This window comes from Hyphomicrobium sp. GJ21, from assembly GCF_001006785.1.
Classification (GTDB): domain Bacteria; phylum Pseudomonadota; class Alphaproteobacteria; order Rhizobiales; family Hyphomicrobiaceae; genus Hyphomicrobium_B.
This window is the reverse complement of sequence record NZ_CDHO01000003.1, coordinates 1637437-1658386: the sequence shown is the minus strand read 5'-3', so window position 1 is coordinate 1658386 and position 20950 is coordinate 1637437. Positions and strand designations below refer to the sequence as shown.

Genomic DNA, 20950 nt, shown 5'->3' with positions numbered 1-20950 from the left:
ATGCAAAGGGCGCGTCAAGCGCCCTTGGCGAGGCGCTCCCTGGTCAGGACTTTGGCAAGCTCGACGGCGGGCTGGTCGAACGGATCGAGCCCAAGCAGGCGGCCTGCGAGAATCGTTTCGATCATAAAGTGCATCAGCAGCGCGCCGAGCGTTTTTTCATCGAGTTTTGCAAGGTCGATTGTGCGCACCGGGCGGCCGGCGCGGGCCAGCGCTTCGGGCACCGCGTGCGCCTGCGCGGCAACGATGTCGCCGATGGTGTGGCCGCCGAGCATATCGGCACCGGCGAGCTTCGCGAGACTGGCGTCGATCTTCGGGCCGACGCCCTGGCTCGCGACGCGAATGATCGTCAGATAGTGCTCGCGCGGGCCGTCCATGAACAGCTGTAGCTGACTGTGCTGATCGAGCGGGCCGAGCGCTCCGATGGGCGATGTGCCCTCGCCGCCTTTGCCCAGGCTTTCCGCCCAGAGTTGCACGAACCAGGCGGCGAGACGGCCGAGGCGATCCGCGTACGGCATCATGACGAGCGTCTTGATGCCTTTTTCCTTCGACAACGCGACGGCGGTCGCAGCGCCGACGGCAGGCGTGAAATCTTCAGCGCTTTTCGAAGCGAGAAGCGCATCGACGACGGACTTGGCTCCGGCGCGAATGGCGCGCACGTCGAGGCCGCGCGCGATTGCGGGCATCAGGCCGACGTTCGTCAAACACGAGAAGCGGCCGCCGATGCCGGTGTGATGCTCGAGCATCGGAATGTTGAATTTCGCGAAGAGCGTGCGGAGTCCGTTCGCCTTGCCGGGCTTTTCCGGCTCGGTGATGCCGAGAAACAGGTTCGGGATCTGCGCTTCGAGACCGGCTGCCTCCACGGCGGAGAGCGTCGCGATGGCCTGCGCCAATGTTTCAGCGGTCCCGCCCGACTTCGACGTGACGATGAAGCGCGTCTTGGCGAGGTCGAGCGTGCTCAAAACTCCAGCGAGCGTTTCGCCATCGAGATTGTCATAGAAGCGTGTACGCGGGCGCGACTTCTGGCCTTCGGTGGCGACGCCGGGAATTTTCCATCCGGCGAGTTGCGCCAACGTCTGCCCGCCGAGACTCGATCCGCCGGTGCCGAAAAATACGAGCTTCTCCGCGCCCTCGCTCAAACGGGCGAGAGCGGCTTCGGCGGCGTCGATATCGGCTGTGTCCTCGACGATGCGCAGCAGCGCCAGCCGGTTGTCGCGATAGTCGTCTTTCAGCGTCGCGACGTGCGGCTCGATGCGCTGCAGCCAAGCGGCGTACGCGGACGGCGCGAGACCGTGCTCGCCAATCGCCGCTTCAAGACATCCGCCAATGTTCTGCTGGAAATTGCTTCCGTCGTGCTGCACGTCCTGCATGGCGCTTCAAACGCTCCCGGCTGAAAACCGGTTCCCGCGTAGCCCATTTCAGGAGCACGGCCAAGAGGCGGAAGGCCCCACCAAATTTATTCGGCGGGGCCTTAATTCAGCCGCGCGTCGGCGCTGCGACGCGGCTTTGAGCCGCCGGAATTTCCGACTTCATTCCATCCGGCTTGCCGACCACCGTTACGATCAGATCGTTGGATTTCAGAAGACGTGCGGCGACGCGCTTGGCATCGGCCAACGTCACCGCATCGATCATCTTGTTGCGGTTCTCGACGTAGTCCGGGCCGAAGCCTTCCTGCATCAGACCCAGAAGCTGCGAAGCGATTTTCGAGTTCGTGTCGAAGCGCAGCGCATACGAGCCGGTCAGATACGATTTCGCGGCGTCGAGATCGGCTTCCGTCGGTCCGTTCTCGGCCATCTTCTTCATCTCGTTGCGGATGATGTCGAGGCTTTCGCTCATGGACGCGTTCTTGGTCGCCACGCTGCCGACCAGGATGGACGTGTTCTTGTCGGGCTGAACGTAGCTGTATACCGAGTAAGCGAGACCGCGCTTCTCGCGCACCTCTTCCATCAGCTTGGCGGAAAATCCGCCGCCGCCGAGGATGTGATTGATGATGAAAGCCGCCATGAAGTCGGGGTCTTTGCGCGGCATTGCGCCGAGCCCGAAGATCGCGACCGATTGCGGCACGCCCATCTCGATCACGCGCTGACTGCCGCCCGTCGGCTCCGTCTTGGCAACAGGCATGAGCTCGGCTTTCGCCGGAAGATTGCCGAACACATCGTCGATGAGCTTGCCAAGCTCGGCGGGCGTGATGTCGCCAACGGCGACGATCTTCAAGTTATCGCGCGCGAAAATACGCTTGTGATAGGCGATGAGATCGTCGCGGTTGATCTTCGATACCGTTTCCGCCGTGCCGCTCGACGGCCGAGCATAGGGATGGCCCGCGAACGCCTGTGCGTACCATTCGCGCATCGCGACCTTCGTCGGGTCCTTATCGGAGTAGATGATATTGGCGACAAGCTGCTGACGGATGCGCTGAACGGCGTCATCGTCGAAGCGCGGCTTCTGAACCGAAAGCTTCAGAAGCTCGACGGCCTTGTCGCGGTTGGCGCTCAATGTCTCGAACGAGCCGTACAGCGAGTCCTTCGTATCGTCGTAGCTCATGCGCATGGAAATATCTTCCACGCGCTCCTGATACTCTTCCGAAGTCAGATCGCCGGCGCCTTCGTCCATCATCGCGGTGATGAAATTGGCGACCCCCGGCTTGCCTTCAGGGTCCTGGCTGCTGCCGCCGTCGAAGGCGTAGCGCATCGAGATGAGAGGAACGCTGTGCTCTTCGACGAGCCAGGCCTGAATGCCGCCCGGCGATGTGATCTGCTGAATGTTCATTGCTGCCGCCGGACGAGTGAATGAAAGAAGCGCGATAGACGTCATCATCGCCAAAGCCAAAGCGATGTTGTGACGTGCCACGGCGCGACCCGCCGTAGCAATCCCACGGGACAGGATCTGCATCAAATCACCTCAGTTCGCTGTTTGCAGACGGCGGAGGGGCGTCTTGCGCCTGCGCGACGCCGCTTTGATCGGGGATCAGGTAGCCCGTCACGGAAGCCTTGAGATCGAGGTATTCGCCCGCAACCTTTTTGATGTCATCGGCGGTTACTTTGGAAATCGCGGCCGGCCAATTCTCGACATCGGCAACTGTGCGTCCGATCGCGAGGTTCCAGCCGTAGCGGCGCGCCAGCGTCGCCTGGTTGTCGCTCTCGTAAATGTAGTCCGCGAGATAGCTGCGCTTTGCGCGTGCCAACTCGGCTTCGGTCACGCCGTTCTTGGCGACTTCGGCGAGCACGTCGTCGATCGCGGCTTCGACTTTCGGCAGCGGCACGCCGTCGGCTGCGACCGCGTAGAGCGAGATGTTGCCGCTATCGAGATTGGAGCCCGAATAGTCGCCGCCGGCGCTGGTCGCGAGCTTCGACTCGACGACGAGCTTTTTATAGATGCGGCTGGTCGTGCCCGAACCTGTGATCTTCATCAGTAGATCGAGAGCTTCGGCTTCGCCGGGCTTCGCGGTCACGTAGCTTGGCGTCAGATAATAGCGCTGCAGCGAATAGTTGCCGGCGCGCGGATCTTTAATTTCGAGCCGGCGCGGCGCGAGCGGCGGCGGGTCGCTCGGACGATGACGAACGGTCGTGACGTCCGGATTGTTCGGGATTTTGCCGTAGGATGCTTCCGCCAGCGTCTTGACCTCGTCCGGCGTGACGTCGCCCGACACGATCAGGATGGCGTTATTCGGCGCGTAATAGTGCTTGTAGAACGTCAGCGCGTCCTGACGCGAAAGCTTCTGCATCTCATGATACCAGCCGATGACCGGCGTGCCGTAGGGATCGTTCAGATACAGCGCGGCGTTCATCTGCTCGTCGAGCAGCGCGGACGGATTGTTGTCGATGCGCGAGCGGCGCTCCTCGAGGATCACGTCGCGCTCGGTCAGAACTTCCTTTTCGTCGAGACGGAGGTTGACCATGCGGTCGGCTTCCATCTCCATCATCTTGCCGAGGCGATCCTTGGCGACACGCTGAAAGTAAGCCGTCGTGTCGTGGCCGGTGAAGGCGTTGTCCTGACCGCCGAGACGACTCACGATTTTCGAGAACTCGCCGACCGGAATTTTACCGGTCGACTTGAACATCAGATGCTCGAGAAAATGCGCGATGCCCGATTTACCGCGCACTTCATCGGCGGCGCCGACGCGGTACCAGACCATATGCGTCACGACCGGCGAACGATGGTCGGGAATGACGACGACATCCATACCGTTCGCGAGCTTGAACTCGGTCGCGCGAGTGGCGGTGTCGACGGCGTAGGCTTCAGGTGTCAATGCGAGCATGGAGAGCGCCAAAATGGTTAAGAAGCGGAACCGGGGGAACGTCACAAGACGCATATCGTGGGTCCTTCGACGGTACGCAACAGCATGCGGGTTGCCTACCTTTTTCGGATGATAGCGGCGTCCCCATATGCGGGGACTATTTTTTCGCGCCGTGCATTCCGGTGAGTGAAACGACGGTCCGCGAAGCCGCGCCCATGAGCGGGTTCGGCAGTCTAAAAGTCAAATGACAAGGCGTTCATCTGACGTGAGCAAGATGCAGGTGTTTCAGGCGTTATATTCGCCAATAACTTTTGATCGCGGCGCGACGATTACTGCGTCTGCGTATCGTCGTCGCCTTCGTCGCTACTGCCCGATGCCATCCACTTCTTGACGCCGGTCAAGATGGACGGGTGGCATGATCCCAGTGGGCCCGACGCCGAATCGGCTGTCGCATCGCCGCGTGCTTTCGCGTCTTCGTAGTTGACCTTGCAGTAGGCTTCCTGCTGCCTCTGAAGTTCGGCCTTCGAGACGCCTTTCTTGGCGTCAACGTCCTGGACCGCCAACTCCGGCTGATTGGGCTTACCGCTTCCTGGCGGCGGGAGCGCTTCGAGACCCGGCGGCACCACGAGCGGCTGACGAGCGGCCAGCTTGGGCTCTTTCGGCGCGGAGGTATCGTTGAGGCCGACGGCGTCGAAGATCTTGCCGTTGAGTTGGACGCCGTCGAATCCGCAACCCGAAACCGCAAGCACAGCCACACCAAGAGGCGCAAGCAGCAATGCTTTTGCGTATGATTTCAAAGGCATACAGATCCCCGTAACCCCAGCGGCCGCTACGCCCGAACTTGCGGCAGTATCACGATATTTGCGGCGCTAATGCGACTCGCCCCAGAAGGACTCATACAACAGGACCAGAACGCCAGCAACGATGGCCACGTCAGCGATGTTGAAGACGTACCAGTAGTAGCCATAGGCGTGGAGCGAGAAGAAGTCGGCGACACCGCCAAGACGCAGGCGGTCGATGGCATTCCCGACCGCGCCTCCGATGATCAGTCCGAGTCCGATCGACATCAGCCGGCTGGCGCCGGAGCGATTGAGCCAAAGCCAGAGACATGTGCTCGCGAAGAGCGCGAACCCTGTCAACAAATACTGGCCGACCGGGCTTTCCTGATTGAACAGCGAATAGCTGATGCCGATGTTCTTGACATACGTGATGTCGAAGAACGGAAAGATCTGCACACGGCCTTTATTGGCGATGTCGTAGACGGACAGCATCCACCACTTGTGAAGCTGGTCGACGGCGACGATCGCGGCGATGATGGTGAGCGCCAGCGGCGCGGTGCGGCCCCAGATAAAGCTGTTCGGACGTTGCACCTGCGGAACAGGCTCGACGTTCATGATGCTGCTCCTGATGGCTCGACATTGGTTTGCCGTCGCACGCTCGCGGAGATTTTGAGCGCGACGCGACGGGCTAAGCTGATTTCACGCCGGGAGAATGGCAGAGTCCGGAATATGCCCGACTGACGATGGCGATAAAGCGCGCGATCACGCGTCGTGCGATCCTCCCACCCCCGACCCCTCCCCGCGAGGGGGAGGAGAGACGTGGTGGATTTCGATGATTGCGTTGCGGCCGATTGCGTTCGCTTCAACCGCATGAGCGCCGCCGCACCGCGATGATTGTTCCGTCGGAGCGAGCCCGTGGGCGCGATGGGAAAAGCATGGGCCCGCGAGCGCCGAAAATTCGGGCGATTTGCTAGAGCACTCCCTTGGTAAGGGAGAGGTCTAGCGCAGAGGCAATTCCCCTCCCCTTGGCGGGGAGAGGTCAGGGCTGAGGTGACGGCGGATGCCATCACGCGACGGCCTCGGCGTCGATTTCGCGGACTGCGGCGGCGTCGCGGGCCGAGAGATCGGGATAGGCGGGGTCGGACCCGACGTCGTTCGTGATGCGCCAGGAACGCGCGCACTTCTTGCCTTCCGCGCGTTTGACGACGACGCCGACTCCTTCCTCGTTCGGCAACGTGAATGCTCCGGCAGGCGCAGCCTTATCCGAGATCGAAATGTCCGACGTGATGCACACCTCCGCCATGTCGACGCCTTCGAGGCCCGACATCAGATCGGCGTCGGTTACGTAGACTTCGGGAGCCGCTTCGAGCGATGAACCGATTTTCTTGTTGGCGCGTTCGATCTCGAGCGCTCCCGTCACGACGCTGCGGACTTCCTTCACGCGATCCCACTTGGCGGCGAGATTGTCGTCGCGCCATTCGCGCGAGATTTTCGGGAACGGCAGCAGGTGGATGCTCTCGCCGCCGTTCGGGCGATATTGCAGCCACGCTTCCTCCGCCGTGAACGATAGGATCGGCGCCAGCCATTTGAGCAGCGTATCGCAAAGCTTGTCGATGACCGTCAGCGCGGCTTTGCGCTTCAGGCTCGACGGCGGCTCGCAATAGAGCGTGTCCTTGCGGATATCGAAATAGAACGCGGAAAGCTCCGTGTTCATGAACTGCGTGAGCAAGCCGACGATCTTGCGATAGTCGTAGGTCTCGTAGGCTTTGCGAACGTCGTGGTCGAGTTCGGCAAGCCGATGCAGCATCAGACGCTCGAGTTCGAACGGCTTCATGTCCTTGAACGCAACCGCGTCGCCTGGCTTGAAGTGCGCAAGTGCGCCGAGCATCCAGCGCAGCGTATTCCGCAGCTTGCGGTAGGTTTCCGAAAACGTCTTCAGGATTTCCGGTCCGATGCGGAGATCGTCGGAATAATCGGAGGCCGCAACCCAAAGGCGGAGAATATCGGCGCCGGACTTCGCGATCACGTCCTGCGGCGCGACGACGTTGCCGAGGGACTTCGACATCTTCTGCCCCTTCTCGTCGAGGACGAAGCCGTGCGTCAGCACGACGTCATAAGGAGCGTCGCCGCGCGTGCCGCACGACTCGAGCAGCGAGGAATGGAACCAGCCGCGATGCTGGTCCGAGCCTTCGAGATACATGACGCGATCCTGGCCGCCGTCGCGCTTGCGGCGCAGACCTTTGAAACCCGGAAACGCAACCGGGTCTTCGAGCGTGAAGGCGTGCGTCGATCCTGAATCGAACCAGACGTCGAGCACGTCCTTGACCTGTTCCCACTTCGCCAGATCCTTGTCGGGCACGAGGCCTTTCAGGAAGCGCTCTTTCGCGCCTTCCTCGAACCAGACGTCGGCGCCCTTTTCGGCGAACGCTTTTTCGATGCGCGCGGCGAGTTCGTCCGACTTCTCGAACTCGGGACCGGGGATGACCTGATCCGTTTCGACATTGCGGAAAACGGTGATCGGCACGCCCCACGCGCGCTGGCGCGAGACGACCCAATCGGGGCGGTTCTCGATCATGCCGGTGATGCGGTTCTCGCCCGCCGCCGGCACCCATTCGACGCGCTTGATTTCATCGAGCGCGAGGTGGCGAAGCGTCGGAGAATTATCCCCTGCGCTCGGCGGCCGGCTCCCCGCAGGGGAGTCGCCGAGCGCCAACTTAGTGTCCATCGAAATGAACCACTGCGGCGTGTTTCGGAAGATGACCGGCTTCTTCGAGCGCCACGAATGCGGGTACTGATGCTTCAGGCGTCCGCGCGCGATGATGTTGCCCGCTTCGGCCAGCGCCTTGATGACCGCGTCGTTGGCGTCGCCCTTGTCGCCGTTCTCCTTCAGCACGCGTTTGCCTTCGAAGCCCGGCGCGGACTTCGTCAGCACGCCGTCGGCGTCGACAGTGAAGGGAACTTCCGTGTCGATGCCGCGATCGCGCAGCGCCTTCTGATTTTTTGTCCAGATGTTGTAGTCGTCGGCGCCGTGACCGGGCGCGGTATGCACGAAGCCCGTGCCGGTGTCGTCGGTGACGTGATCGCCGTCAAGCAGCGGAACGTCGAAGGTGTAGCCGAGCGATGCGAGTGGGTGCTCACAGACGAGGTGACGAAGCTCGAACGCGTTGACGCTCCAGCGCTTCTCGTAGGCTTCGACCTTCGCGGCTTTCATCACGTCGGCGGCGAGCTTGTCGGCGAGGATGTAGCGATCGCCAACCTTCGCCCAATTGTTTTCTGGCGCGGCCGTGACTTCATACAAACCGTACGCGATGCGTGACGAAAAGCTGATGGCGCGGTTGCCCGGCATCGTCCACGGAGTCGTCGTCCAGATAACGACCGATGCGCCCTCCAAGTTTTCCGGCGTCAATTCAGGGTGCAGTTCCGGCGGGATATCTTTCGTGGCCGGCTCCTCGTTCGGAGACAGAGGCTTCACAGGAAACTTCACCCAGATCATGTCGGACTGGTGGTCCTGATATTCGACCTCGGCCTCGGCGAGCGCCGTTTTTTCGACGACGCTCCACATCACCGGCTTCGACCCGCGATAGAGCAAGCCGCTTTCCGCGAACTTCATCACCTCGCGCGCGATGATCGCTTCGGCGTTGTAGGCCATCGTCGAATAGGGATGCGCCCAATCGCCGACGACGCCGAGACGTTTGAATTCCTCGCGCTGCACGTCGAGCCAGTGCGCGGCGAACTTGCGGCATTCGTCACGGAAGGCGTTGATCGCGACCGGATCGAGGAAGTTCGGCTTCTCCTTGCCCTTGGCGCGATACTGCTCCTCGATCTTCCATTCGATCGGCAGGCCGTGGCAGTCCCAGCCGGGCACGTAGTTGGAATCGTGGCCGAGCATCTGCTGCGATTTGACGACAAGGTCCTTCAGGATCTTGTTCAGCGCGTGCCCGATGTGGATGTTGCCGTTCGCGTAAGGCGGGCCGTCGTGCAGCGTGAATTTCACGCGGCCTTTCGATTCCGCACGCAGCTTTTCGTAAAGTCCGATGTCGGCCCAGCGCTTCAGGAGCTTCGGCTCGAGCTCGGGCAATCCGGCGCGCATGGGAAAGTCGGTCTGGGGCAGAAATAGCGTCTTGCTCCAGTCGCGGCCCGTGGCTTCGGCGGCTGTACCGCTCGCAGCGCCCGATTTGGCGGCACCCGGCTTGGCGGCGGCCTTCTGGTCTTTCGACATCGGATGAATCTTTCGTTCAAAATCAGCGCGCGTTCTAGCAACTGCGCCGCGCCTTAGCAAAGCGGCATGGGGAGCCTTTGCCACACCGGCGGAGCGCCGTTTCGGCAGGACAAACCGGCGCGGTCCGCGGGAAGCGGATTTTTCGTCTTTATCAGCCGCCCTTTTATGCTAGACGCGGGGCGAACAACGGAGATTTCCCATGCAGATGACAGATTCCCGCCGCCGCCAGATCCAGGCCCGGCAGCGCAAGGCCAAGAACGCAGCAAAGCGCGCCGCGAAGATCGCCAAGCGCGAACGCAACCAAGCTTAACGTAAGCACACGCAGGCGGGCGGGCTCAGTTGGCCGACAACACCGCTTTCGCCTGCGCAATATCGGCTTCCATCTGCACGACCAGTTCCTCGGCCGAGCGAAACCGGCGATCGCTCCGGATGAAGTCGATGAACTCGACTTCGATCTCGCGGCCGTAGATGTCGCCGTTGAAGTCGAACAAGAACACCTCCAGCACCGGATGACCGTCGTCGAACGTCGGGCGCGTTCCGAGATACGCCGCTGCGTCGTACGTCTGGCCATCAAGATGCGTGCGAACGGCGTAAATGCCGTGGCCGAGCGTCGTGCCCTTCGGCATCGGAATGTTGGCGGTTGGATATCCCATGCCGGTGCCGCGCTTGGCGCCGCCGATGACGCGGCCGGAAACGCGCCACGGTTCGCCGAGCATGTGCGTCACGCCTTTGACGTCGCCCTGCGCCAGATGCAGGCGAACGCTCGAGGATGAAAAGACCGCACCGTCTTCGGCAATCGGCGGCATGACAGTGACGCCGAAGCCAAGCTCCTCGCCCGACCTCACCATCAGCTCCGGATTGCCGCCGCGCTTGTGGCCGAAATAAAAATCGTATCCGATGACGACGTGTGCCGCGCCGAGGCCGGCAACAAGCACGCGCTCGATAAAGGCTTCGCCGGGAAGCGCTGCCAAATCGGCATCGAAAGGCTCGACGAACACCAGATCGAGGCCGAGCTTTTCAAAAATCTCGAGCTTGCGGTTGAGAGTCGTCAGCCGGAACTGTACTTCGTTCGGCTGGAAGAACTCGCGCGGATGCGGTTCGAAAACCATCGCCGCCGATGCCGTGCCCTTCTCCCGCGCCTTGGCCTTTGCCTCGCGGATCAGCGCGCGATGGCCGCGATGAACACCGTCGAAGTTGCCGATCGCGATCGACGCGCCGCGATGTTCCGGCGGCACATGCTTATGGCCGTGAATGACGTGCATGCACCGCGCGTTCCTTCAATCCCGATGCTGCCTGAAGAACCTTCGAGCCTAACCTGCTCTCACCTCGGACGCGAGGGAACCATCAGGACGGCTTCACCGGTGAGGACCGGTTTGCCCGCGACCGTACAGACACAATCGAACCGCGCCCGCTTCTTGTCGGGGATCAACTCGATAATGCGAACGAGTGACTCGACGCGATCGTCGATCTTCACCGGGCCTTTGAAGAACAGGGACTGCGATACGTAGATCGCGCCAGGGCCTGGCAGTTTCATGCCGAACAGAGCGGAGATGTAGCCCGCCGACAAGATGCCGTGCGCGATGCGTTCCTTGAAGATCGTTCCTGACGCATAATCTGCGTCGAGGTGCACCGGGTTGTAGTCACCCGACAGCGCCGCGTAGGCGACGATATCCGCCTCGGTGACGATCCGCGACATCGAGGCTTCCTGACCGACCTCCAAGTCCTCGAAATATTTGGTTCGACCGGCTGTCGCGAGCATCCCATTGTCCTCGTTGCATTTACCAGGCCGTAGGCCGCCCTAATGTCGCCCCAAACCCGCCGCGCGACACTAACGCTTCATAAACGCTTGCCGCAACTCTATGACCGCTCTTGAGGCTGCGGCGTTCTTGCATGGTGGAAACCATTCCAGCCTTGCGTCGGATGGCGCGAAAGCGTTATAAGCCGCTATTCCCTTCAATTTACCTTTGCACTGGCTCTCGCGGACGCGCGGGGGACCGAAAGAGGATTATCCATGAGCGACCGTCGCCCCCTGATGCCGAAAGCCACCGCCGTCTGGCTGGTGGAGAACACGGCGTTGTCATTCGACCAGATCGCCGAGTTCTGCGGGCTGCATCCTCTGGAAGTGAAAGGCATCGCCGACGGCGAGGTCGCCCAGGGCATCAAGGGCATGGACCCCGTCACGAACGGTCAGCTGACGCGCGATGAAATCGCGAAGGCGGAAAAAGATTCGTCGCACGAGCTGCAGCTTGCGGAGAGCAAGGTTCAGCTGCCGCCGCTGCCGCAGACCCGCAAGGGGCCGCGCTATACGCCGGTCTCGCGCCGCCACGACCGGCCGAACGCCGTGCTCTGGCTGCTTCGCAATCACCCGGAACTCAAAGATAGCCAGATCATGCGCCTCGTCGGCACGACGAAGCCGACCATCGCGCAGATCCGCGACCGCACGCACTGGAACTCGGCGCAGCTGACGCCGCAGGACCCGGTGACACTCGGACTTTGCTCGCAGATCGACCTCGATGCCGAGGTGAAGAAGGCGGCGAAGCGCACCGAGCGCGATCGCAAGGATTCGGGTCTCGATCAGGACAAGGCCGGAACGCTGCTGCCGGCGTCGGAAACGACAGCCTCGTCGACGACCGCTCAGATCCTGGCGCCGAAGGCCGCCGAGGAAGCTCCGGAGGAAACTCCCGAGCAGGAACAGGCGCGCGTTTTTGCGAAGCTCAAGGGCATGACGTCTCCGAAGGCGGAAGAAGAGACCGACGAAGACGACAGCAAGCCCGAGGACAGCAAAGAGCCGGACGGCGAGTAACTTCCCGTCTAGCCTGCTTGTGTTGGAGCGCTCTCGCGGGCTGCCGCGAGCGCGTCCTCTATTCCCGCCGCGTATAAAACGAGCGGTCTGCGCAAGCCGGCGTTCAACAGCGTGCGCCGGACGTGTTTGCTCGTCGACGTGAAGTAAACCGTCGTACCCGCCCGATTGAGCTTCTTCGCGAAGCCTTCGAGCGACTTGGCGGCGGTGCTGTCGACGAACGGCACCTCGGAAAAGTCGAGAACGAATGCTTTCGGTTGCGCGCCGATGCGGTCGAGCACGCTGCCGACGGCAGCCGTTGCACCGAAGAAGAAAGCGCCGGAAATCCGGTAGACCATGACGCCTTCGTCGGTGACGCGCGGCATGTCCGTTCCATCGCCTTCGGCGCTGTCGGCCTGATCGTCGGCGATCAGCACGCTGCCTGTCTCGACCTCGACGGCTTCGGCCATGCGATGCAGAAACAGGAACGCGCCGAGCGTGACGCCGACGGCGATCGCGATGGTCAGTTCGACGAAAATCGTCAGCAGGAATGTCGCGAGCAACACGGCGGCGTCGCCGCGTGACGACCGGATCAGACTGACGAATTCGCGCTTTTCCGCCATGTTCCAGGCCACGACGGCGAGAACGCCGCCAAGTCCGGCGAGCGGGATGTAGATCGCGAGCGGCGCCGCGACCAGCATGAACAGCAAGACGAAAACCGAGTGCAGCATTCCCGATACGGGCCCGTATGCTCCGGCGCGGACGTTGGTCGCGGTGCGCGCGATCGTGCCGGTCACGCACATGCCGCCGAAGACGACGGCGGCGCAATTGGCGAAGCCCTGGGCGACGAGTTCGCAATTCGAACGGTGCTTTCGTCCCGACATTCCGTCGGCGACGACCGCGGAAAGAAGGCTTTCGATCGCTCCCAGAAGCGCGATCGAAAGGGCATCGGGAACGGCCGCCTGAATTTTCGCGAGGGTGATTTCAGGAAAGGCGGGTGCCGGCAACATGCGGGGAACGCCGCCGAAGCGCGATCCGATCGTCGCGACATCGAGATGCAGAAATGCCGTCAAAGCCGCCGTTACGCCGACCGCTATGAGCATGCCCGGCCAATTCGGCCTCAAACGCCGGATGCCGAGAATGATGCCGATGGAAAGGAGCGACATGAAGACGGTCGACGGGCGGATCGATCCGATGGCCGAGGCAATCGCCTCGATTTTCGGGATAAGCGCGGCCGGCTCGTGCGCGATGTCGAGGCCGAGCATATCCTTCACCTGGCTGGCGAAGATGATGACGGCGATGCCGGTGGTGAAACCGACCGTAACGGGAAACGGGATGTATTTGATGTATGTCCCGATGCGCAGATAACCGGCGGCGATCATGATGATCCCGGCCATCGCCGTCGCGATCACCAGGCCCTCATAGCCCGCGCGTTCGACGATCGACGCGATCAGGACGATGAAGGCTCCGGCCGGGCCGCCGATCTGGAACCGGCTGCCGCCGAGCGCCGAAATCAGGAAGCCCCCGACGACGGCGGTAAACAGGCCTTTTTCCGGCGACAGGCCGGAGCCGATCGCGATGGCCATCGACAGCGGCAACGCCACGATCGCAACGGTGAGACCGGCGATTGCGTCGGCGCGAAGCGCGGCCAAGCCGTAGCCCTCGCGCAGAACCGTCACCAGCTTCGGCGTGAAGAGCTCCGCAAGGCTCGGCGTCGCGCGCTTCGTTGCAATCGTCGTGGACGTAGACATTTTACTCTCTCGAAATTTGTGGGCCGCCGCGGGACAATGCGCGTGGTGCGGCAATCAATCGGTCGCTCGCGGCAAGCTCCGCTTTTTGCCAGGCGGCGGAGGTGCGGACATCGCGACCGGAACCGCCGCCCGCTCTTTCATGCGGACGCCGCGGCCCTGTCCGATGCTCGGCGTGGTCTCGCCGATCAATTCGACGCCCGCAGCTTCGAAGGCCCCGACGACCTTCATCAGCGTGGCGACGACGCCTCGCACGTTGCCTTCACTTGCTTCCATGCGCTGGATGGTCGGCAGCGAAACGCCCGCAAGCTCGGCCAGCGTCTGCTGGTCGATGCCGAGGAGAGCCCTAGCGGCCCGCATTTGCGCTGCAGTGATCATCGCACACACCCTATGCAAGCCTGAGCTTTAATTTATGATGTTTTATACATCAATATGTATTTTTTAGGCATGATACGAGAGTCGTATCCCCGACGGGGCTGAAACACAGCAAATGCGGCGTACAAAACGGCGGCTCACCTGCCGCTGTTGCGGGTACGCGCGCTATAAGGCGTCCCGGCTTGCGGATGCTAATCCGCCATTGCTGCGGCAGGGTGCATTCGGTAGCGTCGCATCGGTGTCGAATTGCACGCGGTGAAAGCGCGATCAGCGCCGGCCGTTACGTTGAAATTTTTCGGGGCAACACACGTGTCGAATCCTTTCGAGCAGAACCTTGATAAGAATTCCGCCAACTACCAGCCGTTGACGCCGCTCTCATTTCTCGCCCGCACGGCGCTCGCCGCCCCTGAGCACATCGCGATCATTCACGGCAAGATGCGCATTTCGTACGCCGAGTTCTATCGGCGCTGCCGCCAGCTCGCGAGCGCGCTTGCGGCGCGCGGCATCGGCCCGGGCGACACCGTTTCCGTGATGCTCGCGAACACACCAGCGATGCTCGAAGCCCACTTCGGCGTGGCGATGACGGGCGCCGTGCTCCATACGATCAACACCCGGCTCGACGCGGCGATCGTCGCCTTTCAGCTCGATCACGCGGACACGAAGCTGCTCATCACCGATCGCGAATTTTCCGTAACGATGAACGCCGCCCTGGCGCTCGCGAAAGCGAAGCCGATCATCATCGATTACGATGACCCGGAATTTCCGCAGACGGGCGAGGCGCTGTCGCTGGACGATTATGAGGCGTTCGTTTCGAGCGGCGACCCCGATTTTGCGTGGCGCTGGCCGGAAGACGAGTGGGAGGCGATCTCGCTCAATTACACGTCAGGCACGACGGGCAATCCGAAGGGCGTCGTCTATCATCATCGCGGCGCGGCCCTGATGTGCTACGCGAACACGATCTCGACCGGGATGACGCGGTTCCCCGTGTATCTCTGGACGCTGCCGATGTTTCACTGCAACGGCTGGTGTTTTCCGTGGTCGATCACCATGGCGCAGGGTACGCACGTCTGCCTTCGCTGGGTGCGCGCCAAGGCGATGTATGACGCGATCGTCGATCATAAGGTGACGCATCTTTCCGGCGCGCCGATCGTCATGGCGACGCTGCTCAACGCGCCGGCTGACGAGAAGCGTCCGATTTCGCATGTCGTCGCGTTCAATCACGCCGCCGCGCCGCCGCCAGCGGCTGTCATCTCGGCGATGACGGACGCCGGTTTCGAGCTGACGCATCTCTATGGCCTGACCGAAACGTATGGGCCCGCGACGATCAACGAATGGGACCCGTCGTGGAACGATCTTCCCGCGCCGGACCGCAGCGCGAAACGTATTCGCCAAGGCATTCGCTACGTGGCGCTCGAAGCGCTGACCGTCATGGACCCGGAGACGATGACGGAAGTGCCGGCCGATGGCGAGACGCTTGGCGAAGTCATGTTCCGCGGCAACATCGTGATGAAGGGTTACCTCAAGAACCCGAAGGCAACGGAAGAAGCGTTTGCCGGAGGCTGGTTCCATTCGGGCGACCTCGGCGTGATGCATCCCGACGGTTACATTCAGCTCAAGGACCGGTCGAAAGACATCATCATTTCGGGAGGCGAGAATATCTCGTCAATCGAGGTCGAGGAGGTTCTTTACAAGCATCCAGGCGTCGCGTTCTGCGCGGTCGTCGCCAAGCCGGACGAGAAATGGGGCGAGACGCCGTGCGCTTTCATCGAGCTTCGCCCTGGCGCGTCGGCGACGGAAGAAGAAATCCTCGAATGGTGCCGGCAGGGACTGGCGCGCTTCAAGGTTCCGCGTCGCGTAGTCTTCGCCGAGGTGCCGAAAACGTCGACCGGAAAAATCCAAAAATTCAAACTTCGGGAAATGGCCAAAGACGTGTGACGTTTGACGCGCGCCGCACGTCGCGACCGCGAGGCTGCAGGACGTTCAGAGGTGCTCGCTATTTCACGAGCACCCGCTTCTGGCATTCGAGCCAATGCGAGATCACGCTCCGGTCGTGGAACTGGATCGCGCCGCAGTTCTGGCAAACGATCATCAGCACGTTGACTGGCGCCTTCGAATCCGGATCGGCGCGCTGGCAGGTCAGCGTGTGAACGTCCACATCGCATTGCGAGCGAAAGCGGCCACAAACCGGACAACCGGTAATGTGCTTGCCGAACAGGAAGCGATCGACCTCGGCTTTTGAGATTGGCTGGGTGCAGGTTTCCGTCATCAGATTCACCGTGTGACAGGCCCTTATTCAATAAGGGTAAGATGCGCCGGAGTGCGTGGCAAGGCGCGCGAACCAGCGGCACGCAAGAATTGATCACCCCAAAGATTAAAAAGAAATGCTGCAGATCAATTGTGCGCTGCGGATGTTGCGTCGCGAAATTTCGCGCTGTGATCGTTCAATGACGAAGCACGCGTTCGTCGCGTTCCTTCTCCCGGCTCCCGCAATTCGACTGCTGATCTCGCAAATGGATTGACGGATATTATAACATCCGATATTTGAGCCGTTGGATCGGATCGGGAGACATGCGGATGGACGAGAAAATCAACGCGCACATGCGGGCGGAAGCGGCGAAGAAAGACGAGCGGCTGCCCGTTACGGTTCTGTCCGGATTTCTCGGCGCCGGCAAAACCACGCTGCTCAATCATGTTCTGAATAACCGCGAGGGTTTGAAGGTTGCGGTCATCGTCAACGATATGAGCGAGGTGAATATCGACGCCGATCTCATCGCCAAGGGCGGAGCCGATCTCTCGCGCACCGATGAAGCTCTGGTGGAAATGTCGAACGGCTGCATCTGCTGCACGTTGCGCGACGATCTGCTGAAGGAAGTTCATCGTTTGGCTGCGGAGCGCCGCTTCGACTACCTGCTGATCGAGTCGACGGGCATCGCCGAGCCTCTTCCCGTTGCCGCGACATTCGAGTTCCGCGACGAGGCGGGCAAGAGCTTGTCCGACGTCGCGCGTCTCGACACCATGGTCACGGTGGTCGACGGGGCGCATCTGCTCAAGGATTATTCATCCGTCGATTTCCTGAGAGACCGCGGCGATGTCGCCGGCGACGACGACGAGCGTTCGCTTGTCGGATTGCTCGTCGAGCAGATCGAGTTTGCCGATGTCGTCGTCATCAACAAAGTCGACATCGCGACCCGAAGTCAGGTTGCAGCAGCGCGCGCCATCGTTCGCGCGCTCAATGCCGACGCGCGCATCATCGAGACGAGCCATGCGCACGTTTCCCCGCGCAACATCCTCGATACGGGGCTCTTTGATTTCGACGCCGCGCACCGCCATCCCACCTGGTTCAAGGAATTGAATGGTTTCGCGGAGCATTCGCCCGAGACGGAAGAATACGGGATTTCGAGCTTCGTCTATCGGGCGCGCGGGCCGTTCGAGCCGGAAAAGCTGCATGCGTTTTTCAATACGTCCTGGCCCGGCGTCATTCGAGCGAAAGGATTTTTCTGGCTGGCGACGCGGCCGCAGTGGGTGGGCGAAGTCAGCCAGGCGGGCGCGCTCGTGCGACACGAGGCGATCGGCTACTGGTGGGCGGCTGTGCCGAAAACGAATTGGCCGGATGACGAGCGCCTGATCGATCGCATCAACAAAGGTTGGCACACAACGTGGGGCGATCGGCGCCAGGAGATCGTGTTCATCGGCTCGCGCGATATGGACAAGGCTTCCATTATCGCGGAGCTTGATGGCTGCCTGGTGCACACAGTTCCCGACACCGCCATCGATACAACGGCATGGCGAGATCTCCCGGATCCGTTCCCGGATTGGCGGCGCGATGCGGCCTGATCGAGGCGCTCTGCCGGAATATTAGTCACTAGCTTCACCTTGCCGTTGCAGACATCGCGTAGCAAATTGCTGCGCCGCTTGGCCAAATGCGCAATTGTAACGATTGCGCATTCGAAATCGAAAGCGCACGAGCAGGACAGTCGGCGGTCTGTCTATCTGCAATTGTCACCACAGCAACGTGAAGGATCGCACCATGATCTTCAAACGGCTCTTTCCTGCCGCGATGTTCGTTGCGGCTTTCTCTCTTCCCGCTGCCGTCCCGGCGTATGCGGAAGCGGACGCGGAAAGTCTGGTCAACGCGCTTAACGCGGTCTTCGGTGCGCATGATGGCGTTCGCGCCGCCCACACGCATGGCTTCTGCGTCAAAGGCAACTTTACGCCGACAGCCGAGGCAGCGAGCCTGTCGAAAGCACCGCATTTCAATTCCAAAACACCGGTCAATCTGATCGGGCGCTTTTCGATGGGCGGCGGAAATCCTGCCGCGCCGAATTTCCAGAAGGACAACGTGCGCGGCATCGCGCTGCATTTCGACATCGGAAACGGCAATACGACCGATCTGCTGATGGTTTCGGCGCCGGTTTTCGCAGCCAAGGATCCGGATCAATTCCTGGCGTTGCTCACAGCGGTCGCAACGAAAGACAAGGAGAAGATCGGCGCATTCTTCCAGGCCAATCCGAATTCGACGCGGCAAGCGCAGTGGCTCAATGCGCGCCCCGTTCCGGCGAGTTACGCGACGGTCAACTATTGGGGCATCCACGCCTTCACGTTCACGAATGCCGAGGGCAAGACGCGGGTCATAAAATACAAAGCGCTTCCGGTTGCCGGCGAAGTCGGCCTGACCGACGAGGAAGCGAAAGCGAAGGACCCGGATTTCTATCGCCCCGAACTTGCCGAGCGGCTGGCGAAGGGGCCGGCCCAGTTCACGCTTACAGCAATTCTCGGCGAGCCCGGTGATCCAGTCGACGATCCAACGGAGCTATGGCCCGAAGACCAGCGCAAGTCGGTAACGCTCGGGACGATTTCGATCACGGGCACCGAGGACGACAAAACGTGCGATGCCGGCATTTTCGATCCGACGCTTGTCGTCGATGGCATCGAAGGCCCGGCGAACGATACGATCTTTCCGATGCGCTCGGCCGCGTATGCCGTCTCATTCGGGCGGCGGGCGAAGTAGCCCAAGCGACGCTTATTGGATGACATCCTCGGCAACGCTGCGAGGGTGTCATCCAGCCACGTTCTGCTACGATTTTCGGCGGTCCGACGGCCCGGCAATATGCGCGAGCTGTTCGCCGAGCTGGTCGAAACATTCCTTCCAGCCGCCAGCCATTCCATCGCGCGACGCGATGGAATCGAAGCCTTCCTGGCGAAACGTCATTTTCGTGTTTTTGCCTTCGTCCTCGAGCACGATGGTGATCAGCGTTTCGTGTCCAGGCTTGCCCTTTTCATCGAGCCATGCGTGCGTCAGCACGATGCGGCTGCCTTCGACGATCTCAACATAGCGGCCCTGCACGCGGAAGTCGGCGCCGCCCAACGAGAGCATGCGGGCATACCAGCTGCCGCCTTCTCGGAAATCGGTTCGCGCTGCGGGTATCGCATACCCCCTCGGGGCCGACCATTTCGCGAGATGATCCGGCGTCGACCACATGCGATAAACGAGCATGCGCGGTGCGTTATAGACGCGCTCGATTTCGACCGACAGCGCCGGCTGTTGTTCATCACGCTGATCACTTGCTTTTAGTTGGACCACGCTTTTTCTCCGTTGCCTGCGGCTCGCGCGAACCCGCATCAAGCCGCTCGAATTCTTGCTCCCAGAATTTCCGGTATTGTCCCGTCCACTCGTTGGCATCCTTCAGAGCGGACGCTTCGAGACGGCATGGCCGCCATTGCGCCGAGCGCCCGCGCGCGATGAGACCCGCGCGTTCGAGAACTTTCAGATGCTTCGAGATGGCGGGGAGGCTCATGTCGAAAGGTTCGGCCAATTCCGATACCGACGTTTCACCGTTGGTCAGTCGCGCAAGGATTGCACGTCGGGTCGGGTCCGCGAGAGCGGAGAACGTTTCGCTGAGGCGATCGGAGGCCATCTTTATTTATCCATTAAGTTAAATAACTATATAGCTAAATAAGGACGCGTAACCCTGCCGTCAAATGTTCGAAACGAAAATCGCCGATCCGGACTGGCAATATCGGAAGCGAAACTTCAAAGCCAAGTGCTCGCACGACAAAACACGCGGGAAATCGTGCCGGTAAAATTGCAAAAGCCCCGCTCGGCGGGCGCACAAACGCTCCGCAGGCAGGGCTTCATATATGAATTGTCTGGGTTTCTCGGCGGACTAGTGTCGCGTTTCGCGCCTCAGCCGTTCGATCTCGTCTTTTAGTCTCAACTTCTCTTGTTTCAGTCGGCGGATCTCGATGTCGTCCGAACCTGGACCCGAGACCACTTGATCGATCCGCTCTTCAAGGGCCCGGTGCTTTTCCGCTAGTTCTGCAAGATGAGCCGTAATCGCCATCATTTGCCTCCAAAAGAGATTGCAGATGTAAGAATCCTGCCACACGTTTCGAAGGTTGTCCAACGCCTCGGAGCATGGATTTGGAAGATTTGAACTCCATTGCATAGCAATCGTCCGTGTGCGCGTTAGAGATTTGTGAAATACTTTCACGCGATTAGAGTCATCTTTGAGGCATCTCGCGTTTGCCAGTTGCCAGATCAAAAGCAATCGCCCAAAACGCTTCGAGCGATTGGGCGGGGGTAGGGCATTTGCGATGGAGCGGCGCGACGAACGCGAGCTCAGGGAAGAGTTGGTGAACTTGCGGGCCGAGCACAGAAAGCTCGACTGCGAGATCGTGTCACTTGAAGACAACCCTCTGGCCGACCAACTTCTTGTCAAACGGCTGAAGAAAAAGAAGCTCGTCTTGAAGGATCGCATCACGCAGATCGAAGACAAGCTGCTTCCCGACATCATTGCCTAAGCGGCCGGATCGTCAGGC

19 protein-coding genes are annotated in these 20950 nt (G+C 61.1%); 5 read left to right on the top strand and 14 right to left on the bottom strand.

Going from position 1 to position 20950, the window contains the following annotated elements; genetic code table 11:
• Positions 1-14: 14 nt before the first annotated feature.
• The 8 genes from HYPGJ_RS16235 to HYPGJ_RS16200 all read right to left on the bottom strand — a co-directional run bounded on the left by HYPGJ_RS16235 (position 15) and on the right by HYPGJ_RS16200 (position 10988).
• Complete coding sequence (locus HYPGJ_RS16235; protein WP_046848027.1) at positions 15-1367, bottom strand: glucose-6-phosphate isomerase; 1353 nt, start codon at positions 1365-1367, stop codon at positions 15-17.
• 106 nt (positions 1368-1473) lie between these two features.
• Positions 1474-2886, bottom strand: a complete 1413-nt coding sequence (locus tag HYPGJ_RS16230) for a pitrilysin family protein (RefSeq protein WP_046848026.1) — start codon at positions 2884-2886, stop codon at positions 1474-1476.
• 4 nt (positions 2887-2890) lie between these two features.
• Positions 2891-4252, bottom strand: a complete 1362-nt coding sequence (locus HYPGJ_RS16225; protein ID WP_244466192.1) for a pitrilysin family protein — start codon at positions 4250-4252, stop codon at positions 2891-2893.
• 308 nt (positions 4253-4560) lie between these two features.
• Positions 4561-5034 carry a hypothetical protein gene (locus HYPGJ_RS16220; RefSeq protein WP_046848025.1) on the bottom strand — a complete coding sequence of 158 codons (474 nt, stop codon included), beginning with the start codon at positions 5032-5034 and terminating at the stop codon, positions 4561-4563.
• Between the two features lie 66 nt (positions 5035-5100).
• Entirely contained in the window at positions 5101-5625 is a 525-nt protein-coding gene (gene lspA / locus HYPGJ_RS16215) for a signal peptidase II (protein ID WP_046848024.1), read from the bottom strand.
• 451 nt (positions 5626-6076) lie between these two features.
• Entirely contained in the window at positions 6077-9229 is a 3153-nt protein-coding gene (gene ileS / locus HYPGJ_RS16210) for an isoleucine--tRNA ligase (protein ID WP_083984159.1), read from the bottom strand.
• A 335-nt stretch (positions 9230-9564) separates the two neighbouring features.
• Positions 9565-10491 (bottom strand): bifunctional riboflavin kinase/FAD synthetase, encoded by a 927-nt coding sequence (locus HYPGJ_RS16205; protein ID WP_046848023.1) that lies wholly within the window; start codon positions 10489-10491, stop codon positions 9565-9567.
• 59 nt (positions 10492-10550) lie between these two features.
• On the bottom strand, positions 10551-10988 hold the full coding sequence (locus HYPGJ_RS16200; RefSeq protein WP_013216565.1) for a MaoC family dehydratase: 438 nt from the start codon (positions 10986-10988) through the stop codon (positions 10551-10553).
• A gap of 252 nt (positions 10989-11240) precedes the next feature.
• Between HYPGJ_RS16200 and HYPGJ_RS16195 the strand changes: the two genes are divergently transcribed.
• Positions 11241-12032: a cell cycle transcriptional regulator TrcR gene (locus HYPGJ_RS16195; RefSeq protein WP_046848022.1), complete on the top strand. Its 792-nt coding sequence runs from the start codon at positions 11241-11243 to the stop codon at positions 12030-12032.
• 8 nt (positions 12033-12040) lie between these two features.
• Here the strand turns inward: HYPGJ_RS16195 and HYPGJ_RS16190 are convergent, their stop codons facing one another.
• Positions 12041-13759, bottom strand: a complete 1719-nt coding sequence (locus tag HYPGJ_RS16190) for a SulP family inorganic anion transporter (protein WP_046848021.1) — start codon at positions 13757-13759, stop codon at positions 12041-12043.
• 54 nt (positions 13760-13813) lie between these two features.
• Positions 13814-14134: a helix-turn-helix transcriptional regulator gene (locus tag HYPGJ_RS16185; RefSeq protein ID WP_046848020.1), complete on the bottom strand. Its 321-nt coding sequence runs from the start codon at positions 14132-14134 to the stop codon at positions 13814-13816.
• A 306-nt stretch (positions 14135-14440) separates the two neighbouring features.
• Between HYPGJ_RS16185 and HYPGJ_RS16180 the strand changes: the two genes are divergently transcribed.
• Complete coding sequence (locus tag HYPGJ_RS16180; protein WP_046848493.1) at positions 14441-16066, top strand: acyl-CoA synthetase; 1626 nt, start codon at positions 14441-14443, stop codon at positions 16064-16066.
• A gap of 58 nt (positions 16067-16124) precedes the next feature.
• Here HYPGJ_RS16180 and HYPGJ_RS16175 read toward each other — a convergent pair whose 3' ends face one another.
• Complete coding sequence (locus HYPGJ_RS16175) at positions 16125-16397, bottom strand: hypothetical protein (protein ID WP_013216570.1); 273 nt, start codon at positions 16395-16397, stop codon at positions 16125-16127.
• A 308-nt stretch (positions 16398-16705) separates the two neighbouring features.
• On the opposite strand from HYPGJ_RS16175, the gene zigA reads away from it, so the two are divergent.
• Both zigA and HYPGJ_RS16165 read left to right on the top strand, forming a co-directional pair.
• The gene (gene zigA, locus HYPGJ_RS16170; protein WP_046848019.1) at positions 16706-17965 is read left to right on the top strand and encodes a zinc metallochaperone GTPase ZigA; all 1260 of its coding nucleotides are present in this window, start codon (positions 16706-16708) and stop codon (positions 17963-17965) included.
• Positions 17966-18158: 193 nt separating this feature from the next.
• Positions 18159-19139, top strand: coding sequence for a catalase family peroxidase (locus tag HYPGJ_RS16165; RefSeq protein WP_046848492.1), 981 nt, complete (start codon positions 18159-18161; stop codon positions 19137-19139).
• A gap of 66 nt (positions 19140-19205) precedes the next feature.
• Here the strand turns inward: HYPGJ_RS16165 and HYPGJ_RS16160 are convergent, their stop codons facing one another.
• From HYPGJ_RS16160 to HYPGJ_RS18890, 3 genes are all read right to left on the bottom strand, one after another.
• Entirely contained in the window at positions 19206-19712 is a 507-nt protein-coding gene (locus tag HYPGJ_RS16160) for an SRPBCC domain-containing protein (RefSeq protein WP_046848018.1), read from the bottom strand.
• The gene (locus tag HYPGJ_RS16155; RefSeq protein ID WP_046848017.1) at positions 19690-20046 is read right to left on the bottom strand and encodes a metalloregulator ArsR/SmtB family transcription factor; all 357 of its coding nucleotides are present in this window, start codon (positions 20044-20046) and stop codon (positions 19690-19692) included. The genes HYPGJ_RS16160 and HYPGJ_RS16155 overlap by 23 nt, the downstream gene beginning before the upstream one ends.
• A gap of 249 nt (positions 20047-20295) precedes the next feature.
• Complete coding sequence (locus HYPGJ_RS18890) at positions 20296-20475, bottom strand: DUF465 domain-containing protein (RefSeq protein WP_200185743.1); 180 nt, start codon at positions 20473-20475, stop codon at positions 20296-20298.
• Between the two features lie 250 nt (positions 20476-20725).
• On the opposite strand from HYPGJ_RS18890, the gene HYPGJ_RS16145 reads away from it, so the two are divergent.
• The gene (locus HYPGJ_RS16145) at positions 20726-20932 is read left to right on the top strand and encodes a DUF465 domain-containing protein (RefSeq protein ID WP_013216576.1); all 207 of its coding nucleotides are present in this window, start codon (positions 20726-20728) and stop codon (positions 20930-20932) included.
• Positions 20933-20950: the final 18 nt, after the last annotated feature.